This window comes from uncultured Tateyamaria sp. (assembly GCF_947503705.1).
In the GTDB taxonomy this organism is placed as follows: Bacteria; Pseudomonadota; Alphaproteobacteria; order Rhodobacterales; family Rhodobacteraceae; genus Tateyamaria.
In genome coordinates, this window is sequence record NZ_CANNES010000001.1 from 1,009,602 (window position 1) to 1,030,701 (window position 21,100).

At 59.3% G+C, this 21,100-nt stretch carries 24 protein-coding genes; 16 read left to right on the forward strand and 8 right to left on the reverse strand.

Annotated elements, in window-relative coordinates; genetic code table 11:
- The first annotated feature begins 31 nt into the window (after positions 1 to 31).
- Complete coding sequence (locus tag Q1A44_RS04870) at positions 32 to 1,147, forward strand: PAS domain-containing sensor histidine kinase (protein ID WP_299620512.1); 1,116 nt, start codon at positions 32 to 34, stop codon at positions 1,145 to 1,147.
- 38 nt (positions 1,148 to 1,185) lie between these two features.
- Here the strand turns inward: Q1A44_RS04870 and Q1A44_RS04875 are convergent, their stop codons facing one another.
- Both Q1A44_RS04875 and Q1A44_RS04880 read right to left on the reverse strand, forming a co-directional pair.
- Positions 1,186 to 2,148 (reverse strand): acetyl-CoA carboxylase carboxyltransferase subunit alpha, encoded by a 963-nt coding sequence (locus Q1A44_RS04875; RefSeq protein WP_299620515.1) that lies wholly within the window; start codon positions 2,146 to 2,148, stop codon positions 1,186 to 1,188.
- 58 nt (positions 2,149 to 2,206) lie between these two features.
- Positions 2,207 to 2,800: a LysE family translocator gene (locus tag Q1A44_RS04880; protein ID WP_299620518.1), complete on the reverse strand. Its 594-nt coding sequence runs from the start codon at positions 2,798 to 2,800 to the stop codon at positions 2,207 to 2,209.
- Positions 2,801 to 2,873: 73 nt separating this feature from the next.
- Here Q1A44_RS04880 and Q1A44_RS04885 point away from each other — a divergent pair, with 73 nt between their 5' ends.
- Positions 2,874 to 3,326, forward strand: coding sequence for an Lrp/AsnC family transcriptional regulator (locus tag Q1A44_RS04885; protein WP_299620521.1), 453 nt, complete (start codon positions 2,874 to 2,876; stop codon positions 3,324 to 3,326).
- Between the two features lie 27 nt (positions 3,327 to 3,353).
- On the opposite strand, the gene Q1A44_RS04890 is transcribed toward Q1A44_RS04885, so the two are convergent.
- Positions 3,354 to 3,821: a DUF302 domain-containing protein gene (locus tag Q1A44_RS04890; protein WP_299620524.1), complete on the reverse strand. Its 468-nt coding sequence runs from the start codon at positions 3,819 to 3,821 to the stop codon at positions 3,354 to 3,356.
- Positions 3,822 to 3,904: 83 nt separating this feature from the next.
- Complete coding sequence (locus Q1A44_RS04895) at positions 3,905 to 4,864, reverse strand: L-malyl-CoA/beta-methylmalyl-CoA lyase (RefSeq protein ID WP_299620527.1); 960 nt, start codon at positions 4,862 to 4,864, stop codon at positions 3,905 to 3,907.
- 269 nt (positions 4,865 to 5,133) lie between these two features.
- On the opposite strand from Q1A44_RS04895, the gene dgcN reads away from it, so the two are divergent.
- From dgcN to Q1A44_RS04915, 4 genes are read left to right on the forward strand one after another with little or no spacing between them, the layout of a single operon-like run.
- Positions 5,134 to 6,135: an N-acetyltransferase DgcN gene (gene dgcN / locus Q1A44_RS04900; protein WP_299620530.1), complete on the forward strand. Its 1,002-nt coding sequence runs from the start codon at positions 5,134 to 5,136 to the stop codon at positions 6,133 to 6,135.
- A gap of 45 nt (positions 6,136 to 6,180) precedes the next feature.
- Positions 6,181 to 7,146, forward strand: a complete 966-nt coding sequence (gene dgcA / locus Q1A44_RS04905) for an N-acetyl-D-Glu racemase DgcA (RefSeq protein WP_299620534.1) — start codon at positions 6,181 to 6,183, stop codon at positions 7,144 to 7,146.
- A gap of 22 nt (positions 7,147 to 7,168) precedes the next feature.
- Positions 7,169 to 7,972: a hypothetical protein gene (locus Q1A44_RS04910; RefSeq protein WP_299620538.1), complete on the forward strand. Its 804-nt coding sequence runs from the start codon at positions 7,169 to 7,171 to the stop codon at positions 7,970 to 7,972.
- Positions 7,973 to 8,010: 38 nt separating this feature from the next.
- Complete coding sequence (locus tag Q1A44_RS04915) at positions 8,011 to 8,871, forward strand: D-amino-acid transaminase (RefSeq protein ID WP_299620541.1); 861 nt, start codon at positions 8,011 to 8,013, stop codon at positions 8,869 to 8,871.
- A gap of 36 nt (positions 8,872 to 8,907) precedes the next feature.
- Here Q1A44_RS04915 and Q1A44_RS04920 read toward each other — a convergent pair whose 3' ends face one another.
- From Q1A44_RS04920 to Q1A44_RS04930, 3 genes are all read right to left on the reverse strand, one after another.
- A complete protein-coding gene (locus tag Q1A44_RS04920) occupies positions 8,908 to 9,507 on the reverse strand; it encodes an OsmC family protein (protein ID WP_299620544.1) in 600 nt (199 codons plus the stop codon).
- A gap of 77 nt (positions 9,508 to 9,584) precedes the next feature.
- Positions 9,585 to 9,899, reverse strand: coding sequence for a DUF1244 domain-containing protein (locus Q1A44_RS04925; RefSeq protein ID WP_299620547.1), 315 nt, complete (start codon positions 9,897 to 9,899; stop codon positions 9,585 to 9,587).
- 80 nt (positions 9,900 to 9,979) lie between these two features.
- Positions 9,980 to 10,717: an N-formylglutamate amidohydrolase gene (locus Q1A44_RS04930; protein ID WP_299620550.1), complete on the reverse strand. Its 738-nt coding sequence runs from the start codon at positions 10,715 to 10,717 to the stop codon at positions 9,980 to 9,982.
- Between the two features lie 113 nt (positions 10,718 to 10,830).
- Here Q1A44_RS04930 and pyk point away from each other — a divergent pair, with 113 nt between their 5' ends.
- The 8 genes from pyk to Q1A44_RS04970 all read left to right on the forward strand — a co-directional run bounded on the left by pyk (position 10,831) and on the right by Q1A44_RS04970 (position 18,495).
- Positions 10,831 to 12,276 carry a pyruvate kinase gene (gene pyk / locus Q1A44_RS04935; protein WP_299620553.1) on the forward strand — a complete coding sequence of 482 codons (1,446 nt, stop codon included), beginning with the start codon at positions 10,831 to 10,833 and terminating at the stop codon, positions 12,274 to 12,276.
- A 30-nt stretch (positions 12,277 to 12,306) separates the two neighbouring features.
- A complete protein-coding gene (locus tag Q1A44_RS04940) occupies positions 12,307 to 12,528 on the forward strand; it encodes a hypothetical protein (RefSeq protein WP_299620556.1) in 222 nt (73 codons plus the stop codon).
- 256 nt (positions 12,529 to 12,784) lie between these two features.
- Positions 12,785 to 12,985 carry a 50S ribosomal protein L35 gene (gene rpmI / locus Q1A44_RS04945; RefSeq protein ID WP_027263382.1) on the forward strand — a complete coding sequence of 67 codons (201 nt, stop codon included), beginning with the start codon at positions 12,785 to 12,787 and terminating at the stop codon, positions 12,983 to 12,985.
- A gap of 18 nt (positions 12,986 to 13,003) precedes the next feature.
- On the forward strand, positions 13,004 to 13,369 hold the full coding sequence (gene rplT / locus Q1A44_RS04950) for a 50S ribosomal protein L20 (RefSeq protein ID WP_299620560.1): 366 nt from the start codon (positions 13,004 to 13,006) through the stop codon (positions 13,367 to 13,369).
- Positions 13,370 to 13,523: 154 nt separating this feature from the next.
- Complete coding sequence (locus Q1A44_RS04955) at positions 13,524 to 14,585, forward strand: Hint domain-containing protein (protein ID WP_299620563.1); 1,062 nt, start codon at positions 13,524 to 13,526, stop codon at positions 14,583 to 14,585.
- Between the two features lie 133 nt (positions 14,586 to 14,718).
- Positions 14,719 to 16,422: an adenylate/guanylate cyclase domain-containing protein gene (locus Q1A44_RS04960; RefSeq protein ID WP_299620566.1), complete on the forward strand. Its 1,704-nt coding sequence runs from the start codon at positions 14,719 to 14,721 to the stop codon at positions 16,420 to 16,422.
- A gap of 153 nt (positions 16,423 to 16,575) precedes the next feature.
- Positions 16,576 to 17,466 carry a hypothetical protein gene (locus tag Q1A44_RS04965; RefSeq protein ID WP_299620569.1) on the forward strand — a complete coding sequence of 297 codons (891 nt, stop codon included), beginning with the start codon at positions 16,576 to 16,578 and terminating at the stop codon, positions 17,464 to 17,466.
- Positions 17,467 to 17,475: 9 nt separating this feature from the next.
- Positions 17,476 to 18,495: an OmpA family protein gene (locus Q1A44_RS04970; protein ID WP_299620572.1), complete on the forward strand. Its 1,020-nt coding sequence runs from the start codon at positions 17,476 to 17,478 to the stop codon at positions 18,493 to 18,495.
- Positions 18,496 to 18,573: 78 nt separating this feature from the next.
- Here the strand turns inward: Q1A44_RS04970 and Q1A44_RS04975 are convergent, their stop codons facing one another.
- Positions 18,574 to 19,404, reverse strand: coding sequence for an OmpA family protein (locus Q1A44_RS04975; RefSeq protein ID WP_299620577.1), 831 nt, complete (start codon positions 19,402 to 19,404; stop codon positions 18,574 to 18,576).
- Positions 19,405 to 19,694: 290 nt separating this feature from the next.
- On the opposite strand from Q1A44_RS04975, the gene pheS reads away from it, so the two are divergent.
- Positions 19,695 to 20,768 (forward strand): phenylalanine--tRNA ligase subunit alpha, encoded by a 1,074-nt coding sequence (pheS, locus tag Q1A44_RS04980; protein WP_299620580.1) that lies wholly within the window; start codon positions 19,695 to 19,697, stop codon positions 20,766 to 20,768.
- A 102-nt stretch (positions 20,769 to 20,870) separates the two neighbouring features.
- Positions 20,871 to 21,095: a phenylalanyl-tRNA synthetase subunit beta gene (locus Q1A44_RS04985; protein ID WP_299620584.1), complete on the forward strand. Its 225-nt coding sequence runs from the start codon at positions 20,871 to 20,873 to the stop codon at positions 21,093 to 21,095.
- Positions 21,096 to 21,100: the final 5 nt, after the last annotated feature.

The following is a 21,100-nucleotide window of genomic DNA, read 5'->3' on the forward strand; positions in this document are numbered from 1 at the left end:
ATACCGTTTGCGCGAACGGTAGGATTGTCAGATGCGTTTGCCCGATTTTACGATTTACGACCTTGTTGCCCAAACCGTCTTTGTCTTGGTCAAGGCCAATGACGGGCGGGTCGTTTATGCCTTTATGAATGCCTGTGGCCTGAGCCACATGGATCGGCCCCTGAACGAGGTGGTGGGCCGATCGGCGGACGAGTTGTTTACCGGGCGGGCGGCAGAATCAGTGCGTGATCGGCAGGCCCAGGCTTGGAAAGCAGGCCAATCGACGGGTTACGAGATTGCGATCCCGATCAAGGACAATCCGCTTTGGGTACGTACTCGCCTTGAACCTGTTCGCGATGAGGCGGGCAACCTCGCCTATATGGTCGGTATTTCCCAGGACATCTCTCAGGAACGCGCGTTGGAACAGATGCAGGCCATCACGTCCGCCACCGTTGCAGAGATGGAAGATTTCGTCAGCCTCGCTGCACACGACCTGCGCAGCCCTATCGCCAATGTCAAAACGCTTGCGGATCTCATCCGCGAGGATTTTGTGGATATGGGCGATGGCAAGCTCGAGATGCTTGGGATGATCGAGGAAATCAGCACGCGTGCGCTTGCTCTGGTGTCGGATGTCATGGCGCAGGCCGCAGCGGCCAATGCGCGCAGCGATCTGCGCAACTTTGATCTCCGAGCGCTTTGCGAGGATATTCTGGTCACGCTCGATCCGGCGCGGCTGCACGTGGTGACTGTGCCGCAGCTTCACCTGAATGCGGATTACATCGCGATCCAGATCATCCTGCGCAATCTGATAGACAATGCACTCAAACATTCCAAAGCAGAGCGGACCGCACTTGAGATATCAGTTACTGCACAGGGGCCGCACCGGATCGAGGTGACGGTCAAGGATGACGGCACGGGCTTTGCCGACCCGGCGTTGGCCTTTCTGGATGGGGGTGCGTTGGGCGTGGACAGCGGATTTGGTTTGCTCGGCATACGCAGATTGGTCCGTGCACGCGGCGGCGTAATCTCGGCTGTGTCGCCAAGCTCGGGTCGTGGGGCGGAGGTGCAGTTTCAATTGCCCGGTCAGATACTGCCAAACATGCAAGCGGTTGGTGCATTGGCGACAACTCTGGATGCGGCAGTTTCAGACGGAGCCACGGCAAGGTAGCCCTACAAGAGGGCAGACATCGGTTTTGGCCCGAATGATTAGGCGGCAAGTCCAGTCTGTCCGAGCGCCAGGAATTTGTTGCGCCGATCTGCGATGAGCGTGGCTGCGTCCTTGCCGTCCAATTCGCTCAACATCGCTTCAATCGCGCTGCTGACAGAGGCCATCGTTGCATCAGGATGACGATGCGCGCCGCCTTGCGCTTCGGGAATGATCCGGTCGGTCACGCCCAACTGCTTGAGATCCTGCGCGGTCAAGCGCAGCGCCTCGGCTGCCTCGCGCATTTTCTCGGCGTCCTTCCACAGGATTGAGGCGCATCCCTCAGGGCTGATCACAGAATAGACCGAGTGTTCGAGCATCGCGAGCTTGTTGGCTGTGGCAAAGGCCACCGCACCACCGGAACCGCCCTCGCCAATGACGACAGACACAAGCGGTACACCGATTTGCAGGCATTTCTCGGTTGATCTGGCGATAGCCTCGGATTGGCCGCGCTCTTCAGCGCCTTTGCCGGGGTAGGCCCCGGGTGTGTCCACCAGGGTGATTACCGGCAGGCCAAAGCGGTCTGCCAAATCCATGAGGCGGATCGCCTTGCGATACCCTTCAGGGCGCGCCATTCCGAAATTACGCTCAATCCGCGACTTTGTATCGTTGCCCTTTTCGTGACCGATCACCACCACGGGGCGGTCGTTGAACCGCGCCAAGCCGCCCATGACAGCATGGTCGTCCGCAAAGTTGCGATCGCCGGCCAGGGCCGTGTAATCGGTAAAGAGCGCGTTGATATAGTCAATGCAATGAGGGCGGTCGGGGTGCCGCGCCACCTGGCATTTGCGCCAAGGTGTCAGGTTGGAATAGAGATCGGCCAGCAGCGCCTCTGCCTTGGCATCCAAGCCCGCAGCCTCTTCGGCCACGTCCATTTCTTCGTTCTGGCGGGCGAGGGCGCGCAGCTCTTCTGCTTTGCCTTCAATCTCGGCCAGGGGCTTTTCGAATTCCAGATATTGCGTCACGCGCACGCTCCCGCTGTCGTTTGAAGCTATATGGCCGGGTCCGGCCCCGTTTGCAACGTCAGGGAAAGAGAACAGGGTAGAGCGAAGCGACCAAAAGTGCGGCCATGGTCCAGTTGAAGGCGGTCAACCGGGCGGGATTGGTCAAAAAGCGTGCCATCTGCTGGCCCAGGATCGTCCAGGTGCTGACCGAGGGCAAATTGACCGCGCCAAAGACCAGTGCCACCAGAAAAATCGCCCATAGCGTCGTGTCCGGCGCATAGACCGAGACCGCCGTCAGGGCCATGGCCCAGGCCTTGGGGTTGACCCATTGAAATCCGGCCGCTTGCAGAAATGTCATGGGCTGCCCCTTGCCATGCCCTTCGTTGATCGGGGCGGCATTGGCAATTTTCCAGGCCAGATATAGCAGATAGAGCACTGAACCGACCTTTAGTGCCGTATAGCTGATCGGGTAGGCGTCAAATACCTGCACAAGGCCGCCGCCCACCAACATCACCATAAAGGTGAACCCGATCCCGATCCCCAGCATATGGGGAACAGTCTGACGGAAGCCAAAATTGGCGCCGGAGGCCATGAGCATCAGGTTGTTCGGCCCCGGTGTGATGGAGCTGACAAAGGCAAAAACCACAAGGGCGGTGAGAATATCGAGTGTCATGTGCAATAAGTGGCTGGAAAATGCTGGCTTGAAATTGCAAATCGATGCAGAATTGCCCTATCATTTGCAATGAATGGCGAAGCTGGACGAGATAAACGAACGAATATTGCAAGAGCTTGGTCGCGATGGCCGGATCAGCAATATCGAGTTGGCAGACCGCGTTGGCCTGTCCCCGTCGGCCTGTTTGCGCCGTGTGCAGGAGTTGGAGCGATCCGGCGTCATCACAGGCTACCGCGCGGTCATGGACCGCACCAAACTGGGCGCAGGGTTTGTCGCCTACATTGCCGTGGGCTTGAACGATCATTCCAAGGCCAGTCAGGAAGCGTTCGAGCGCGCCATTTCCCGGGCTCGCGAGGTGCGCGAGTGCCACAACATCACTGGCACGATCGAATATCTGCTGCGCGTCGAATGCGCGGACCTGCCCAGCTACAAGCTGTTTCACACCGATATGCTTGGCGCGTTGCCGCAAGTGAACAGCATCACATCCTATGTCGTCATGGGCTCGCCCAAAGATGAACGCGCCTGATTTGACTATGTTGGGAACACTGAAGCGTTACTGCGCAGCCTGATCACTGATCGTGGCAAAGATTGCGTCGAGTTCGGCGGCCATCGTGGCCAACCCTGGCCCGGCTTCGTCGATGTATGGCGCAAAGACCGTGCTGGGCAACTTGTAGCTGAGCGTTGCCGTGCCGTCTGTATTCTCGGTTACGTACATTCGGATTGGGGCTTCGATCATTGCGGCCGTCGACAGATTGAGGATGTTGACCGCATAGACGTTGTTGAAAATGCCGATGACCCGGTTGCCGGGGATCGTGATGCCCCGGTTCTTGGCGGCGCCGGTGGGGCCGGCTTGGGTCACGATGCCCATCTTGTTGGCCTTGGCTGCTGCTTTGACGTCGTCAATCAGCTGTTCATAGGGTTTTCCGGTCTGGGCCACGGACCAGCCTTCACGGGGCGCCATTTCGGCGGCGACTGGCAGGGCCAGGATCAGGACGGTGAGCAAGGCAAAGGCGTGGCGCATGGAGTGACCTTTCGTCAGAGGGCGTGCCGAGACTGTGCCCGCGCCTGCCCCCGTCAATCCAATCACAACCCCGTGGGTGGCGGTCAGCCGCCTGCAATCATTTCCGATTGGCGCACGATCACTTCGGCCTGTTTGATCGAGGCGATGTCGACCAGACGGCCCTTGTAGACGGTCGCCCCTTCGCCGTTCGCTTTTGCCGTCGCCATCGCAGCGAGGATCTCGCGGGCTTCGGCGACCGCTTCTTCGGAAGGTGTGAAGACTTCGTTCGCGATGGCCACCTGTTTGGGGTGGATGGCCCATTTGCCGACCATGCCCAGCGTGGCAGAGCGGCGGGCTTGCGCGCGGAACCCCTCGTCATCGGAAAAGTCGCCAAAGGGCCCATCAACCGGCAAAACGCCATGTGTCCGGCAAGCGGCGACGATGGCGGCCTGGGCCCAATGCCATGGATCGGACCAGTGTTTTTCACCGTCACGGAACATGTAGTAATTTTCCTGCGTGCCACCGATTCCGGTCGTCTGCATCCCCATGGATGCTGCAAAGTCAGCGGCCCCAAGGCTCATCGCGGCCATGCGTGGCGAGGCGGCGGCGATTTCTTCGACGTGGGCGATGCCTGCAGCAGATTCGATGATCACCTCGAAAGTAATCGGCTTGGTGCGCCCTTTCGCGGTCTCGATTGCAGTGACGAGCGCGTCGACCGCGTAAATGTCCGCAGCACAGCCCACTTTGGGGATCATGATCTGGTCGATCCGGTCGCCCGCCTGCTCCATCAGGTCCACCACGTCGCGGTACCAATAGGGCGTATCGAGGCCATTGATCCGCACCGAAAGCGTCTTTCTGCCCCAGTCAATGTCGCTGATTGCCTGGATCACGTTGGCGCGCGCGCTGTCCTTGTCCGACGGGGCCACCGAATCCTCAAGGTCGAGGTTGATCACATCCGCCGCTGAGGCGGCCATTTTCTCGAAAATGGCTGGGCGCGACCCTGGGCCAAACAATTGGCAGCGGTTTGGGCGGCTGGGCGGGGCGGGTTGCAGGCGGAAGGACATGATACGGACCTTTGCGGTAAGATTGTTGCGTCAAGCTGTTGCGTAACTGCTATTAAATTGCGCAGGGTGCCGCAAGAGTGATTTTGCACCTGCAGCATTTGGCCAAGGCTGGTATATTCGGCGCTAGAACGCTTGTGTGCAAGAATTGCGCAATATTTTGGCCCTGGCGCACAATCCTTCGAGAATTGACGGCTCCGCGGCACGAATTGCGATGCCTTTGCGTGGAAACTGCGTCATTTTTCGCGAAACGCTCGTAGGGGAAATGCGCCATGATTCAGACACCATATCTTTTGTTCCTGGGCGATGCGCCTGATCAACTGGCCGCAAAGGTCGCCCAAGGGATCAAGGACTGGCGTCCCGAAAATGCGGTGGGTCAAATCCGTTTGCCGGGCTGCGGTGCGGATATGGGCCTGACCGATATGACGCTTGAACAGGGCCTTGCCGCTGGTGCGAAGACCCTGGTCATAGGCGTGGCCAATCGCGGCGGTTTCATCTCGGACGAGTGGAAGGTGGTTTTGGTCAAGGCACTGCAAATGGGCTATGACCTTGCGGCGGGCTTGCACAACCTGCTGCGCGACGAGAATGAGCTGCAATCGGCGGCCAAGGTTAATGGCGGCACGCTGCATGATGTGCGTGTGCCCACGATCGCCTATCCGATCGCGAACGGCAAGAAACGCACAGGCAAGCGGGCGCTGGCGATCGGCACCGATTGTTCCTGCGGCAAAATGTATACCGCCATGTCAATGGACGCCGAAATGCGTGCGCGTGGCATGAACTCGGATTTCCGCGCCACGGGTCAGACCGGTATCCTGATCACGGGCAAGGGCGTGCCTCTGGACGCTGTGATTGCCGACTTCATGGCGGGTGCGGTTGAATATCTGACCCCCGACAACGATGCGGACCACTGGGACCATATCGAAGGGCAGGGTAGCCTGTTCCACGTATCTTACTCCGGTGTGACCATGGCCTTGATCCATGGTGGCCAGCCTGATGCGCTGGTGCTGTGCCACGAACCCACGCGCACTCATATGCGCGGCCTGCCGGAATATGCGTTGCCGTCGCTGGAGCAGTTGCGCGACACCGCGCTGCCCATAGCGCAAGTTGTGAACCCGGCGGCCCAAATCACGGGGGTGTCCGTAAACACCAAGGCGCTCGATGAGGCGGCGGCCAAGGCGTGTCTGCAAGAGATCGAAGACCGCATGAACCTGCCTGCGACCGACCCGTTCCGCTTTGGTGCTGCCAAGCTGGTCGATGCGTTGGTGGGGATGTAGCATCGCCTCAAGCGGACATATTTGTGGGACAATAAAGGATCAGCCATGCGCATTGAAGTGACGCGGGATGTGTTCAAGCTGGCGCAAGTGTTCACCATCTCGCGCGGGTCGCGGACCGAGGCGCAGGTGCTGACGGTGACGGTTTCGGACGGGTTGCATCGCGGTTGGGGCGAATGTGTGCCCTATGCTCGTTATGGCGAGACGCTGGACAGCGTAACGGATCAGATTTCGGCTTTGCCCGCGGATGTAACCCGCGCGGCGCTTTATGATCTTTTGCCTGCCGGGGCGGGCCGCAATGCGGTGGATTGCGCGCTTTGGGATCTTGAGGCCAAGCGCGCAGGCGTGCGTGCGTGGGATTTGGCCGGATTGTCCGCGCCGGGACCCGAAGTGACGGCCTATACCTTATCGCTGGACGCGCCCGAAGCGATGCGCGCGCAAGCGGCCGAACATGCGTTTCGCCCCCTGCTCAAGATCAAGCTGGGCACACCGGATGACATGCCCCGTCTTGAGGCGGTGCGTGCGGGTGCGCCCAAATCCCGCATAATCATTGATGCGAATGAGGGGTGGTCGGCGGATGTATATGCCGATCTAGCCCCACATCTGGTTCGCCTGGGTGTCGATCTTGTCGAGCAGCCCTTGCCTGCTGGTGAGGATGACGCCCTGATCGGGATGGACCGCCCCGTGCCGGTCTGTGCCGACGAAAGCTGCCATGACCGGGCGAGCCTGCCGCAGCTCGCGGGCAAATATGATGTGGTCAACATCAAGCTGGATAAGACCGGCGGGCTGACCGAGGCACTGGCCCTGCGCCAAGCGGCGTTGGCCGAAGGCTATGGCATCATGGTGGGTTGTATGGTGGGGTCTTCGCTTGCGATGGCGCCCGCGACCCTGGTGGCCCAGGGGGCAGGGGTCGTAGACCTTGACGGCCCGCTCTTGTTGGCCGAAGACCGCAAGACGCCCTTGCTGTTTGACGATGACGGTGTGCACCCGCCCAGCGAGGAACTTTGGGGATAGGCAGGCCAGAGGGGTTCGGCCGATGATCAAGACAGTCACTGCCGTTTTGGTGTTCTGCATAATGTTGCTGCCGCAAGCTGTTGCGGCGCAAGAAAGCTGGGCTGTTCAACTGACGGTCAAACAGGCCAAGGCCCTGGCCGAAATTGCTGGGCAGCCTGATGTAACAGCATTTGCCATCTCGCCGGATGGGGCCTGGGGTCGGTCCTGGGGTGTGGATACGCCGGAAAACGCAGCCGCACGAGCGATGAATTATTGCCAAGCTGAATTGCGCCCGGGGCGGCGTGATTGTGTTTTGTATGAAGTGGCCGGGCGGCGTGTTGCCCCCGAGGTCGTAGCGACGCGCAAAGTGTCAAATATCTACAAGCCCGTGAACGGCCGCAAGGCGGCGGAGGTTTTTGGCCGCGTGGATTTCGATTTTCAGGGCAATAACCAAGAGGCCCGCGCCGCGATGGCGACACAGCCCATGCGGCGTGGTGATCTGCCAGAGGATGCGCGCTTGCGTGTCGCACTGGTGGGGCGCAGCATCGTCTCTCCCAAGGCCAAGGGCCATGCGATTGTCTTTGAGGACGTATTTGCAGAACAGATTGCAATGTCGAATTCCGGTTTGCTGAAGGTTTATTACGACAGTTGGACCGTTACGCCGGATGGGCTTGTGTGTTTGTTTGGTGGGCGCCAAGCCTCGACCGGGGCGGCGCGTGACACCAATTGTCTGATCCTAAACAGCGCGTCGGACGGTCTGATCCGGATGGCGTGGGGCAGTCGCCCCGGCACGGCCCAGAAAATGCAATTGATTGCGGGCGATGCCCGATATGCCACAGCGAAATGATCGGGGGTTCAGGCCCCTGCCCAAAGAGGATGAAATAGATGCGGACTGTTTATGTGAATGGCGACTACCTGCCAGAGAATGAGGCCAAGGTGTCGATCTTTGATCGTGGGTTCCTGATGGCGGATGGGGTCTATGAGGTAACATCCGTGTTGGATGGCAAGCTGATTGATTTTGACGGTCACGCCGTGCGTTTGCAGCGGTCTCTAGACGAGTTGGACATGGCATCGCCCATCTCCAAAGAGGACCTGTTGGAGGTTCACCGCGAATTGGTGCGTTTGAACGGCATCGAAGAGGGTATGATTTATTTGCAGATCACCCGCGGCGCCCCTGCTGATCGTGACTTTGCGTTTCCCGACCCGGAAACGACGCCTTCGACTATTGTATTGTTCACCCAAAACAAGCCCGGCCTGGCCGACAATCCGGCGGCAAAGAAGGGCATTAAGGTCATCAGCATTGAGGACATCCGTTGGGGTCGCCGCGACATCAAGACTGTGCAGCTTTTGTATCCATCCATGGGCAAGATGATGGCCAAAAAGGCGGGCGCGGATGACGCCTGGATGATCCAGGACGGTTTTGTCACCGAAGGCACATCCAACAACGCCTATATCGTGAAGGGCAACAAGATCATCACCCGGGCCAAATCCAATGACATTTTGCACGGGATCACCCGGGCTGCCGTGCTGCGCTTTGCCGCCGAGGCGCAGATGGAAGTGGAAGAGCGCAACTTTACCATTGAAGAGGCCCGCGCCGCGGATGAAGCGTTTATCACTTCGGCCTCTACTTTCGTGATGCCAGTGGTGGAAATTGACGGCCACGCCCTGGGCGATGGAACGCCGGGCCGTGTGGCCCCGCGTCTGCGCGAGATTTACCTGGACGAGAGCCGCAAAGTCGCGATGTAGCGACTGGATAGCATCCATGGCGGACCAAGGTCCGCCTTACGCAGTGTTGCCCGACCGGTTCACGGTTTCATCACCATTATGCACCAGTCGGGTGGACCAGGGGATAGGGTTGCGCAGGGCGAAATGGGCCATGCAGGCGCCTTCGGCCTCGTCGAGTAATTCCTGAATGCGCGCGCTGGGTTCGGGGCTGTCGATGATCACGTGGGTTTCCACCAACTCTGTTTCCCCTTGGGTTGTGTGCCCATGATCGCGCATATGCGACAGGTTCGTCTTGAACCGAACCCGCTGTTCAAGCCTGAGCGACGTGATTTCGATTTTGCGGGCAGTGTAGATGTCGGTGAGATGCGTCATCAGGCAGAACCCGATCCCGGCACAGAAATAGGCCAGCGGCGGCGGAGCCTGGTCATCGCCCACGGGTGGTTGTTCGTCGCAATAGAGCTTTAGCGGCGAAAAGCCGGGGATGTTCACCGACACCGTACCGGTCTTTTGCTGTTTGCTGTGTGCCTGCGCCACCAGGTTCACTTCGAATTGCAGCGGTTCTGGTGGGCGGGCCCGTTTGAATGGGTCGGGTTCAAAATTGCTGGGTTCGGCCTTGGTCGTTGCGCGTTCGCCGACGCGGTAGGTGGTTTCTGACATTTTGGGGCTCCGATGCTTTGGATACGGAACGTGGCGCGGCGCTGATGTGATGTCCAGCGTCGCGCGTGTGCGCGTGCCTAGCCCTTGTCGCCGACATTCTCGGCAAAGGCCGTTTTGAACGCTTCTTGCTGGGCGCCGGTGGCATCGGTCTGATAATTTACTTTCCAATCGGCCATCGTCATGCCGTAAAAGCTTTCGCGGGCCTCGTCCTTGGTCATTTCGATGCCTTTTTCCGCTGCGGCCTCTTGATACCAGCGGCTCAGACAATTCCGGCAAAAGCCTGTCAGGTTCATCATGTCGATGTTTTGCACGTCGGTCCGGTCCTGCATCAGGTGCTGGCGCAGGCGGCGGAAGGCGGCGGCTTCAAGCTCGATCTGGGTTTGGGCGTCCATGGGTTTGATCCTTTCTGAGGCGTCGGACTGGGGCTCTGCCCCAGACCCCGGCAGTATTTATGGAACAATGAAGGGCTGGGTCAGAGATTGGCGTCCTGGCGTGCTGCTTCAAGGTGGGGGGCGATGATCTGCGCCCATTTTTGTTGTTGGTCTGCCTGATGGATCAGGTCCTGACGGACTTCCAGCAGCGCGTTGGGCCGCCCATGACGCAGCGCATGTTGGTCAATGCTGTCGCCGGGCAAGTGACCACCGTAAGGTTCATTATCGCCAACTGGTGTGCTCAACGCTCCTTGGAGCCGGGTCAGAAGCGGGTCTGCGAAGCGTCGGTCATGGGCCGAAAGCACGCCGACCTCCCATGGGCGGGGCGCGTATCCATTGAGTTGTGGTGTAAAGCTATGGACCGACACAATTGCGATGCCGGGCCGTGCCGCCAGTGTGCCAAGCGCGTCGTGGTAGGGTTGATAAAGTTGGTCGATCCGTGCCTGACGCTCGCCATCGCTCAGGTGTCGGTTGCCGGGGATGATCGTGCCATCGTAAAGCTGCATGACCAAAGTGGGATCATCGAGGCCCCGGTTCGGGTCGATCACCAGCCGCGAAAAATTCGAGCAGATCACAGGCGCGTTCAAGAGGGTGCCGAGCGCCAGCGCGACCCCTTGCCCGCCGATATCGTAGGCGATGTGCCGCGCCATATCAGCCTCTGGCAGGCCCAATGTGCCGCCATTTACGAAATCGGGCACAGTGTTTGTCGCGTGATCGCAGGTAACCAGCCAGTTGCCCGTCCGATCACTGCCATGGATAAAAAAGGGGGAATATGTCATCGTGCTGTCACCAAATTTGAAGCAGGTGTACGGCAGTTGCCTAGAGATGTGAATTGGGCAATAACGTGCCAACTGTTAGCGGTATCAGATAAATTCGGAAAAGAGACAGCATCATGCGACGCCTGCGGAATGTGAAAATCGTGGCCACCCTTGGCCCGGCTTCGGACACTTACGAGATGATCCGGGCATTGCACGAAAACGGGGCGGATGTTTTTCGCCTGAACATGTCGCACGGTACGCAGGCCGAGATCGCGGAAAAGCATCGCATCATTCGTCAGGTCGAAGAAGACTTGAGCTCGACCATCGGCATTTTGGCCGACCTTCAGGGCCCCAAGCTGCGCGTGGGTGTTTTTGCCAGCGACGGTGAGATGTTGGACGAGGGCGCGTCTTTTCGGTTGGACCTGGACAAGGCCGAGGGCGACAGCTCTCGTGTGTGCCTCCCACACCCAGAAATCTTTGCGGCGCTGGAGCCTGGTAAGACTCTGCTGGTCAACGATGGCAAAATCCGCCTCCGGGTAGAAACCTGCGGCCCTGACTTTGCCAACTGTATCGTTGTGGCCGGCGGCGTGATTTCCGATCGCAAGGGCGTGAACGTACCGGATGTAGAGCTGCCCCTGGCGGCCTTGTCAGAAAAGGACCGCGCCGATCTGGAATTTGCGGCCCAGCTGGGTGTTGACTGGATGGCGCTCAGCTTTGTCCAACGTGCCGCGGATGTCCAAGAGGCCCGTGATTTGATCAAAGGCCGCGCTGCGGTTCTGTCCAAGATCGAAAAGCCCAATGCGGTGGAACGCTTTGATGAAATTCTGGCGGTGAGCGATGGGATCATGGTGGCCCGTGGCGATCTGGGTGTGGAATTGCCGGTGCAGGCGGTTCCCCCGATCCAGAAACGCCTGGTGCGCAAGTGCCGCAATGCGGCCAAACCGGTGATCGTGGCCACACAGATGCTGGAATCCATGATCGAAAGCCCGATGCCGACCCGTGCCGAAGTGTCAGATGTGGCCACGGCCATCTATGAGGGGGCGGACGCTGTGATGTTGAGCGCGGAAAGCGCGGCAGGCAGCTATCCCATCGAGGCGGTGACCACGATGGACAATGTGGCTGCCGAGGTGGAGCGCGATCCGACTTATACCCAGATCATCGAATCGAGCCGGACCTCGAACCGCGGCTCTGTGGCCAATGGTATTGTGGCCGCCGCCCGCGAGATCGCGGAAACGGCTGATATCAAGGCCATTGCCTGTTTCACCCAAAGCGGGACAACGGCCCTGCTGACCGCGCGCGAACGGCCTCGCGTGCCGATTATCGCCTTGACCCCGCTGGTGGGTACGGCCCGCCGTCTGGCGCTCAGCTGGGGTTGCAACTGTGTGATCACCGGGGTGATGGATCGCTTTAAGGGGGCGGTTGTCGGGGCCGCCAAGGCCGCGCGGGATGAGGGCTTTGCCACCGCCGACGACCAGATCGTCGTGACGGCCGGCGTACCTTTCAACGTGACGGGCAGCACAAATATTCTGCGCGTTGCCCCCTGTGATGAACGTTTGATTTACTCAACTGATCCAGAGTAACCTCGCCGCGTTATAGGTAAGGTTACTGTTTTGGACTCTGATCTGTTTTTGGTGCTGGGGATTATCCTGGCTGGATTTTCCATTCCCTCCATCCTGTCGGCAATGACGGACGGGCGCGCGCCGCGTGCGTCTGCGTTGACCATTCTGATTGCGGGGGGAATGGTGCTCTATGCGATCCAGACGCAGCCAGGGGGATATGAGCTGCAAAGCATTCCGGACGTGTTTGTGCGCGTCTTTGCCCGCTTTATCTAAGGCCAATCCCGAACTGAAAGCGATGCGCCTCGGCGATTAGGGCGCTCGGTGACCGCACTGGACAGTGGCGGCGTGATGCGGGGCCATCAGTTATGCGCTGGCGCAATGCAAACGGGCCTGTCCAGCAATGGCCAGAGCGGCAATTTATGCTTGCTCCTTGGCCCGATCCCTCCTAAGAGACGTTTCGTTCCGCGCGGCCGGCCGATAGTGGCATGCCGAGTCGCGCATTGACCGAACTCAGATCAAGGAGACGGAAATGCCCAAGATGAAGACGAAATCGAGCGCCAAAAAGCGCTTTAAGGTGACGGCCACCGGTAAGGTGATGGCCGGTCAGGCAGGCAAACGGCACGGCATGATCAAGCGTACGCGCAAGTTCATCCGCGACGCGCGGGGCACAACGACCCTGTCCGCACCCGACGCCAAAATCGTCAAGGGCTTCATGCCCTACGACCGCTAAGCCTGAAGGAGAGCTGATATGTCCCGCACCAAAGGTGGTACAGTTACCCACGCCCGTCACAAGAAGGTCATCAAGGCCGCCAAAGGTTATTATGGCCGCCGCAAAAGCACCTTCAAGGTTGCCCGCCAGGCCGTTGACAAAGCCAACCAATACGCAACCCGCGACCGCCATAACCGCAAGCGGAATTTCCGTGCTTTGTGGATCCAGCGGATCAACGCTGCTGTGCGCGCGCATGACGAAGCCTTGACATATAGCCGTTTCATCAACGGTCTGTCCTTGGCTGGTATCGAAGTAGACCGTAAGGTTCTGGCCGATCTGGCCGTCAACGAGCCCGACGCATTCGCGGCGATCGTGGACCAAGCCAAAGGCGCGCTGAGCGCCTGATCGCCGAGCATCGGCACGACATTGCCAAAAGGCCCCGTTCCAGACCGGAGCGGGGCCTTTTTCGTCACAATTCCCCATGTAATGAACACGGTTTGGGCACAGTTCAGTAACCATACTCGGCTACACACGTGCGAAACGAAACAGTGGCGAAACCGTGGCGCGGATCAGCGAACTTCATTATTCTAATGCCTATGCGCGTAATTCGGGCGTATCGGAATTCCTTGAGGTTGCGCTGGGCCCTTCGGATGATCCCGCGGATTTCGTTGTCGGTTTTTACCAAAGCGACGGAACTCTGGGCCTTGAGGTGACCCTGGATGACCCTCGTGTCATCCAAACCGTAGATCCTGACAATGGCGAGGTCATCTATGTTCTGTCGGCGGATAACCTGCCGATTGCGCTGACCGATCCGGATGGCGGTGGGGCAAATAATTACGAAGCGTACGCTTTGACCAACACAGATACCGGTGAGGTTCTGGACTTCTACGACATTGGCGGTGGAACGCAGAACATCGTCGCCCAGAGCGGTGCCGCGGCCGGGGCAACCTCGGAAAACCTTGCGGTGGTTGTGGGCCCGGACGCCACCACCACATCGATCCAGTTCAACCAACCCAACCCCAATACGCTGACCTATGAGGCGACAAGTTCGGGTGACACTGGCATTGCCTGTTTCGTGGCGGGCACGTTGATCGACACTGTTGCGGGCCCCACACGGGTCGAGGCGTTGCAAGCGGGCGACATCGTCCTGACCGAAGATCATGGTCCACGCCCGCTGAGTTGGACAGGGCGGCGCACGGTATTGGGCATGGGCGACTTTGCCCCGATCTGCATCCTGCCTGGCGCATACGGTGCCGTCGCCCCTGTTTGGGTGTCACCGCAGCACCGCATTCTGGTCAGCGACTGGCGCGCCCAGCTTTATTGTGGCGAGGACGAGGTGCTGATTGCCGCCAAGGCGTTGCTGGATGGCCACCGGGTCATACAGATGCCGCGCCGAGCGGTGACGTATGTGCATCTTCTTTTCGACGGTCATGAGATTGTTCAAAGCCATGGGCTACGCAGCGAAAGCTATTTCCCTGTCGCCGCTGAGACCGCGGGTTGGTGTCCGGAAACGCTGCGGGAACTGACGGCCCTGTTCCCGGATATCGCGGAGCACGGCATCGGAGTAACGGCCAGGCCCGTTCAAACCGTGCGCTACGGTCCGGTGCTGCGCGCCGCCTGAACCCACGCGTTGGCAGGTGTGCACACGGCCAAGTAGTTTTTGGCAAAAAGACCTGCAAAAACCGCCCCTTTGCCCCCTCTTTCATTGCGCGACATGTCCAAACTGTGCATTGAAAAAGGTGGGGATAGACGAAATGACCACTGAACGTGCCTTCGACAGACGGTTGGTCGCCATTTTGGCGGCTGATATCGTTGGGTTTTCCCGCTTGATGGAGCGGGACGAAGAAGGTGTCATTCGTAGGCAGGCCGATATTATGGCGGGTCCCTTTGCCGAGTGCATCGCCGAGGGCCACGGCCGCATCATCAAGACGACGGGCGATGGCGCGCTGGTCGAATTCAGCAGTGCGGTGGCCGCCGTCCGCGCCGCCATGGCCTTTCAGCACCACATGACCGTCCAGGAAAGCAGCTGGCCCGAAGTGCTGCGTATCCGTTACCGCATTGGCGTCAATCTGGGCGATGTGGTGATGCGTGACGGAGATGTCTGGGGCGATGGCGTGAACCTTGCCGCGCGGCTCGAAGGGTTGGCTGATCCCGGCGGCATCGCAATCTCGTCGGCGGTTTTTGAGCAGATTGTCGGGAATCTGGGCAGTGAATTTGAAGATACCGGGGACCGGCAGGTCAAGAATATCGCTCGTGCGATCCGCATGTATAAATGGACGGGGAACCCGATCCAGCAGCCGGTGATGCGAGCCGTGCGTTCGCGAGGGCAAAAGCCCGTCGTGGCGCTGCGCGCCTTTGACGTGCTTGGTCGGTCGGACGACGGCGAAATGCTGGCGCTGGCCTGCCACGAGGCGGTGACGGCGACATTGTCAAACCACACGGGATCTGAGGTGGTGCAGGACGAGGCGCAAGCCGGTTACGTGGGCATTGCCAGCTTTCAGATGATCGGCAATCGTTATCGTGTGATCATCAAATGCCTTGATACGGACGAAAACAAGACCTTTGGCACCGTCCGTTTTGATGGTCAGATCGAAGATATCTTTGCCACTCAGGATGAGCTGTCCTCTCACATTGCCACGGCTATTCGCGCGGCCATCACAGCCCGCGAAGTCGACAAGCGCGACGATGGCGAAGAGGCCGATATCGAGCACATGATCGGCAAGTCAGGCGTTCTCTTGTTGGGAGCGGACCGGGCCGAATGGGACGTGGCGGGCAAGCTGATCGACCTGGTACTGGAGCAGGAACCCGACAACTTCATGGCACTAGCCCTGCGCGCGGCGCATCTGATGTATGAGGCGAAATGTGGGTATCGCCACGTGTCTGACGCAGATGCACGCACGGCCTATCAGTGTCTGCGCCGCTCGCTGAGCTTGAACACCCACAGCGATTTCGTGAACGTCATCCAAAGCTCGTACAATGTGTGGGTGACGGGCGATATTCCGGCGGCGCTGCGGGACGTGCAGCGCGCGCTCGAGATCAATCCGCATTTTGGCACGGGCCAGGCGATGCTGGGCCTCATCACGATCCTGAATGGCGAATACCGCGTCGGGGTTGAGGCGATCAGCCGGGTCACAGCCTCGCTGAACCAGAACCCGATTTACCACCTTGTCGCAGGCAGCGAAGCGCTGGGCCATTTCGCCTTGGGTGCTGACGAGCGCTGTCTGGACTGCGCGCACCGATCGCTCCAACAGCAGCCCACTTTTGTGCAATCCATGCTGCATGTGATTGCCGTGGCCCAACGCATGGGCGACACAGGGCAGGTGGCACGGATGAAAGACCAACTGCTCTCCGATCACAACGAATTCCGCCTTGAAGATATGCGGCCCATCCCGTTCCGCGATGCGGATCAGTGGGCGCAATACCGGGCCTTGCTGCGCCAGGCGGGCCTGCCGGAATAATCGAGATCGCAGGGGTTTGAAGACCTCGGTTCGTCTACGGCTCACCATCACTCTTTTCAGAATTTTGGATTTGTGTACTCTTATCGCGTGAATTTTTTGGCGAGGTTTGATTTGAGCTACAACGGATTTGAAACAGCAGAAACACCGCGTTTGGTGGATTACCTGGTCACCGCACTGAACGTGGACAGCGTTCCGCAATCCGGGGGCCGCTACGGTGCAAAAGGTCCCAAAGGCATATACAGAATGCTTGGAGGTGTGCAAAATGATGACGGCGCACAGGCGCAGGGTATTCTGAGCAGTGACCTCAAGATGGAAATGGCCGTCGCACGCGTCTACGCTGAAGCTGCCCGTCACAGTTTTGGTTTCATGGACGACTCAGACCTCCGCCCCAACCCCGCCCAAGCAAATCGTGCCTTCAAGCTGGCGGAAAAATTCGATGACGTGCGAGGCACGATTGCGCGGATCAGGGGCAGCAAACTGGGCGGCATTCCCGTCTATCGGCCCAAAGGCATCAAGGGTGATGTGCTGCCGCTCTTTGATGTTACGGATACCAAGAACTTGAAGGGTCTGGCAAAGCGTACTGGCATCAGCTTGGACACTCCCGACGATCCCAACCGCCCGCTGGGGTCGGCACAGGCAGAACAGGTGCAAGAAGCCATTTCAGAGGACAAATCGGTCGAGATGCAGACCGACTCCAATCAGACCCTTGGCCGCATCATGGGCCTCTTTGGGCGAAACGTTGAAAAGGCGGCCATGGCCGCCGCGACGACGCCACCCGGTGGCAGCAACACGCCGCCCAGCGGTCATGTCAAATTGCGGCTGATCGCAAATACTCCGCTTGTCCATGTGGATTACAAATGGGCATGGATCGAACGCGAAATGCGGTTCGGTAAAACTGACGCTAACAACGAGGCGCAACGGACCATCGAAGAGGGCGTGTACCGTTTTGCTACGCCAGACCGAAACCCGCCCGATGGTATCGAGGATGAAGGGCTTTACGACTGCTTCGCCCTGAACCCCACCGTGCATCTGCGCGACTTCTAGGAGGCTGCGATGGAACAGGAACTGGCCACCGCAGCAAGTGAATACGGCGCGTTCGAACCCGCCTATCTTTACGTTACGACCGCTGTGACAACGATTGCGGCCATCACACAAATTGTTTTTCCCAAGGTACTCTTTCCCGCCGTTCCGGAACGCGCGGCCATTTTGCGGGTCATTGGTGTGCTGGTCTTGTTCGCGCTCTTGGCGGTCAATGTCATCAACCTGTTTTGGCCGCGCGAGGCGCTTGTTCTCGTGACGTATTACCTGATTGCGATCTGTGCCGCGGCTGTCGCCCTCGTTCTATATCTGCTGTTCCGCAGTCTCTGGGCAAAAAACCTTGTTGGCAGAGGGGGCGCCGATGTGGTCGCCATTGTTGGCCCTTCCATGCGTCCAGACGTGCGAAAACGTTTTAACGAGGCCAACCGTGATCCGACCAAGATCCTGCAAGGAGCGGATTACGACGTGACGGCCATATGGCCCGCGTGGTCGCGCTACACGGGCTACGTTGCACTGTTTGCAACATCTGCTGTCGCGCAAGTCTGCGGGGTGGTGTCCGTTTTGATGGTCGCGATGATCCTCGCAGACCCGCCTGTAGTGGAAGTGGTTGACGAAACAGGTGCTGCCAAGGTTCGCACAATCCCGGCGCAATTTGTGTTTGAGGTCGACAAGGCCACTTTGGCCGATCCGACCGTGGGCCAGATGCAGGCCGAACTGGCCGAGATAGAGGCTTTTTCCCCTCAGTTGGTCATTGTTCGCGGTCACACCGACACGTCAGGTGACGCTGCCTATAACCGTGACCTGTCGCAGCGGCGCGCGGATGCGGTGGCCGCCTGGCTTGCCGCGCAACCTCTGCTGTCAGAGATCGAGATCAGGGCGCAAGGCATGGGCGAGGATTGCTTGCGATTTTCCGAGAATGGCTTGCAAGGTGAAGGGCTGGCGCGGGCGCAGCAGAACAACAGGCGGGTCGAACTTGTGTTGCTGCAATCTGTCGACGCCGCTGATGACGTTCAATCCCAATGCAACCCCGCGTGAACGAAAAGGCCCCACCGCGAGCGGCAGGGCCTATCCAGGTCGAAGGGCAAAGGACACCCCAAGGGGGTGCCCTCCTGATCAGTTGTCCTGGACCAGACCCGCAGGCGGTGCTGCGCGCGGGGCCAGAGCAAATTGGACCCGACGGTTGACCGCCTCGCCCGAGATTGTGCCCGACAGGTTGATGGGACGTTTCGCGCCAAAGCCCTTGGGCTCCATTGCTGTCACATCATAGCCTTCGCTCTGTAGTTGATCGATTACGGATTGGGCCCGGAACCAGCTGAGATCCATGTTGATCTTTTCGCTGCCGCGGCGGTCAGAGTGACCCTCGACGATGACTTTCACTTCGTCACACATTTCGACGGCCGTCGCGATATTGCGCACGCGGATCATGTCAGCCGGGTCGGGCTGGTCGCCGCCCACCGGGAAGTTAACGGTTGTGATACCAACCATCGTGTCGAGGTAATCCACACATGATGGCACGCGGTAGCGGTGAAACCGGCCCAGACGCAGCGGTACGGTATTCACGGTGCTGGCGACCTGCACGGGGGCCTCGGTCGGCTGTGGTACTGGCGTAGGCGCCGGTGCCACAGCTGCAATCACGGCTGTGGTGGCCGGGGGCGTCGTTGCCTGCTCGGATTGCAACAAGTTTACGTTGGTTCGGGTGACCGCGTCCGTCGCACCTGGAAACGTGGGTTCCGTAAGGCCGGTATTGGCGGCTGCTGCAATGTTTTGGTTGGATTGCACAAATAACAAGGTCGACGTAACGATCAGCCCGGCAAACAGGGCCAGAAAGACAAAGGCACCAGCAGCAATAACCCAGCCGGACAGGCCCGCGCGCTGTGGCGGTGGCGCAAAGGCCTGTTGCTGCGGCGCATACCCACCTTGTGTGTTCATCGTTAATTTCGTCATTGCGCTGTCCCCCAAGACCAGGCGTTGTCTCATCGGCGGGCAAAATGGGCTGATTTTGTCATTATCCCGCATATATGGCAGTTGCGGGCCCCAAGTTGCCTATCCTTGGTAGCGACACAAACACATCGCGAATCATTTCTCAACACTGTCAACGCATGGTGATTCGTTTTTTTGTGCGGTGATTCGTTTTTGTCGTCCAAAGACCGAATCGGCTTCTGCGTGACCGCATGGCTTGCACTGCTGCGGGCAACGGATTACTCCCCCTGCAACGCCTGAGCGGAGCAAAAACTATGGACGATCTCAAAGCGAAATACCTGTCGCAAATTGCCGACGCCTCGGACGAGGCCGCGCTGGAGGATATCCGCCTGGCCGCTGTCGGCAAAAAAGGCGAAGTCGCGCTCAAGATGCGCGAGTTGGGCCGCATGACACCAGAAGAACGCCAGGTGGCAGGTCCCGCGCTCAACGCGCTCAAGGATGAGATCAACGCGGCGCTGGCCGCCAAAAAAGTCGGTTTGGCAGATGCGGCCTTGGACGCGCGTTTGCGCGACGAATGGTTGGACGTGACACTACCCACACGCCCGCGCCGCCAGGGCACGATCCACCCCATCAGCCAAGTGAGCGAAGAGGTCACGGCGATCTTTGCCGAAATGGGTTTTTCCGTTGCCGAAGGGCCGCGCATTGACACCGACTGGTACAACTTTGATGCGTTGAACATCCCCGGCCACCATCCCGCGCGGGCCGAGATGGACACGTTTTATATGCACCGGGCCGAGGGCGACAACCGCCCACCCCATGTGCTGCGCACGCACACTTCGCCTGTCCAGATCCGGTCGATGGAGAAGACCGGTGCGCCCACCCGCATCATTTGCCCCGGCGGTGTGTACCGCGCCGACTATGACCAGACGCACACGCCCATGTTCCACCAGGTCGAGGGCCTTGCCATCGACCGCGACATCAGTATGGCCAACCTGAAGTGGGTGCTCGAAGAGTTCGTGAAATCCTATTTCGAGGTGGACGGTGTCGATTTGCGGTTCCGCGCCTCGCACTTTCCCTTCACCGAACCCTCGGCCGAGGTCGACATCCGCTGTTCCTGGGAAGGTGGTACGCTTAAAGTGGGCGAGGGCGACGATTGGCTCGAAATCCTGGGCTCTGGCATGGTGCATCCCAAAGTTCTGCAAGCGGGTGGGATTGATCCTGACGAATGGCAGGGCTTTGCCTTTGGCATGGGGATCGACCGGATTGCGATGCTGAAATACGGCATCCCCGACCTGCGCGCGTTCTTTGATAGCGACCTGCGCTGGCTGCGCCACTACGGCTTTGCCGCCTTGGATGTCCCGACCCTGCACGGCGGGCTGAGCCGCTAGCCCTGGTCCGCCCTTCTCTCGTTTGAAAATCCTCCCGCTTGAGAGCTGGTTTGCCAAGCGGTTCGCCCTGTCCGCGAGGCGAAACCGCTCTATCTAGAGGGTATGACCAAATACATCGTCGTCGCAATGATCGTGCTCATCGTGATCGCCCACATCTTTTTGTGGCGCTCGAGCATGGATCCGGCTCTCAAGCTGACGTTCACTGTGATCAATGCGACCGCTTGGACCATTATCCTCGGTCCAGTCTTCTTTGTGGATCGCTGGATGAAAGCCACACGTGCCAAGAACGCTGAAAACAATGAGGCGGGTAAAGACGTTGTGACGTGACACTG

What these genes read in the sequence shown, in the direction of transcription:
- Q1A44_RS04870 (WP_299620512.1), top strand. Translation starts at nt 32, where the DNA reads ATGCGTTTGCCCGATTTTACGATTTACGACCTTGTTGCCCAAACCGTC.
- Q1A44_RS04880 (WP_299620518.1), bottom strand. Translation starts at nt 2,800, where the DNA reads ATGACACTCGATATTCTCACCGCCCTTGTGGTTTTTGCCTTTGTCAGC.
- Q1A44_RS04885 (WP_299620521.1), top strand. Translation starts at nt 2,874, where the DNA reads ATGGCGAAGCTGGACGAGATAAACGAACGAATATTGCAAGAGCTTGGT.
- Q1A44_RS04890 (WP_299620524.1), bottom strand. Translation starts at nt 3,821, where the DNA reads ATGCGCCACGCCTTTGCCTTGCTCACCGTCCTGATCCTGGCCCTGCCA.
- Q1A44_RS04895 (WP_299620527.1), bottom strand. Translation starts at nt 4,864, where the DNA reads ATGTCCTTCCGCCTGCAACCCGCCCCGCCCAGCCGCCCAAACCGCTGC.
- dgcN (WP_299620530.1), top strand. Translation starts at nt 5,134, where the DNA reads ATGATTCAGACACCATATCTTTTGTTCCTGGGCGATGCGCCTGATCAA.
- dgcA (WP_299620534.1), top strand. Translation starts at nt 6,181, where the DNA reads ATGCGCATTGAAGTGACGCGGGATGTGTTCAAGCTGGCGCAAGTGTTC.
- Q1A44_RS04910 (WP_299620538.1), top strand. Translation starts at nt 7,169, where the DNA reads ATGATCAAGACAGTCACTGCCGTTTTGGTGTTCTGCATAATGTTGCTG.
- Q1A44_RS04915 (WP_299620541.1), top strand. Translation starts at nt 8,011, where the DNA reads ATGCGGACTGTTTATGTGAATGGCGACTACCTGCCAGAGAATGAGGCC.
- Q1A44_RS04920 (WP_299620544.1), bottom strand. Translation starts at nt 9,507, where the DNA reads ATGTCAGAAACCACCTACCGCGTCGGCGAACGCGCAACGACCAAGGCC.
- Q1A44_RS04925 (WP_299620547.1), bottom strand. Translation starts at nt 9,899, where the DNA reads ATGGACGCCCAAACCCAGATCGAGCTTGAAGCCGCCGCCTTCCGCCGC.
- Q1A44_RS04930 (WP_299620550.1), bottom strand. Translation starts at nt 10,717, where the DNA reads ATGACATATTCCCCCTTTTTTATCCATGGCAGTGATCGGACGGGCAAC.
- pyk (WP_299620553.1), top strand. Translation starts at nt 10,831, where the DNA reads ATGCGACGCCTGCGGAATGTGAAAATCGTGGCCACCCTTGGCCCGGCT.
- rpmI (WP_027263382.1), top strand. Translation starts at nt 12,785, where the DNA reads ATGCCCAAGATGAAGACGAAATCGAGCGCCAAAAAGCGCTTTAAGGTG.
- rplT (WP_299620560.1), top strand. Translation starts at nt 13,004, where the DNA reads ATGTCCCGCACCAAAGGTGGTACAGTTACCCACGCCCGTCACAAGAAG.
- Q1A44_RS04960 (WP_299620566.1), top strand. Translation starts at nt 14,719, where the DNA reads ATGACCACTGAACGTGCCTTCGACAGACGGTTGGTCGCCATTTTGGCG.
- Q1A44_RS04970 (WP_299620572.1), top strand. Translation starts at nt 17,476, where the DNA reads ATGGAACAGGAACTGGCCACCGCAGCAAGTGAATACGGCGCGTTCGAA.
- Q1A44_RS04975 (WP_299620577.1), bottom strand. Translation starts at nt 19,404, where the DNA reads ATGACGAAATTAACGATGAACACACAAGGTGGGTATGCGCCGCAGCAA.
- pheS (WP_299620580.1), top strand. Translation starts at nt 19,695, where the DNA reads ATGGACGATCTCAAAGCGAAATACCTGTCGCAAATTGCCGACGCCTCG.
- Q1A44_RS04985 (WP_299620584.1), top strand. Translation starts at nt 20,871, where the DNA reads ATGACCAAATACATCGTCGTCGCAATGATCGTGCTCATCGTGATCGCC.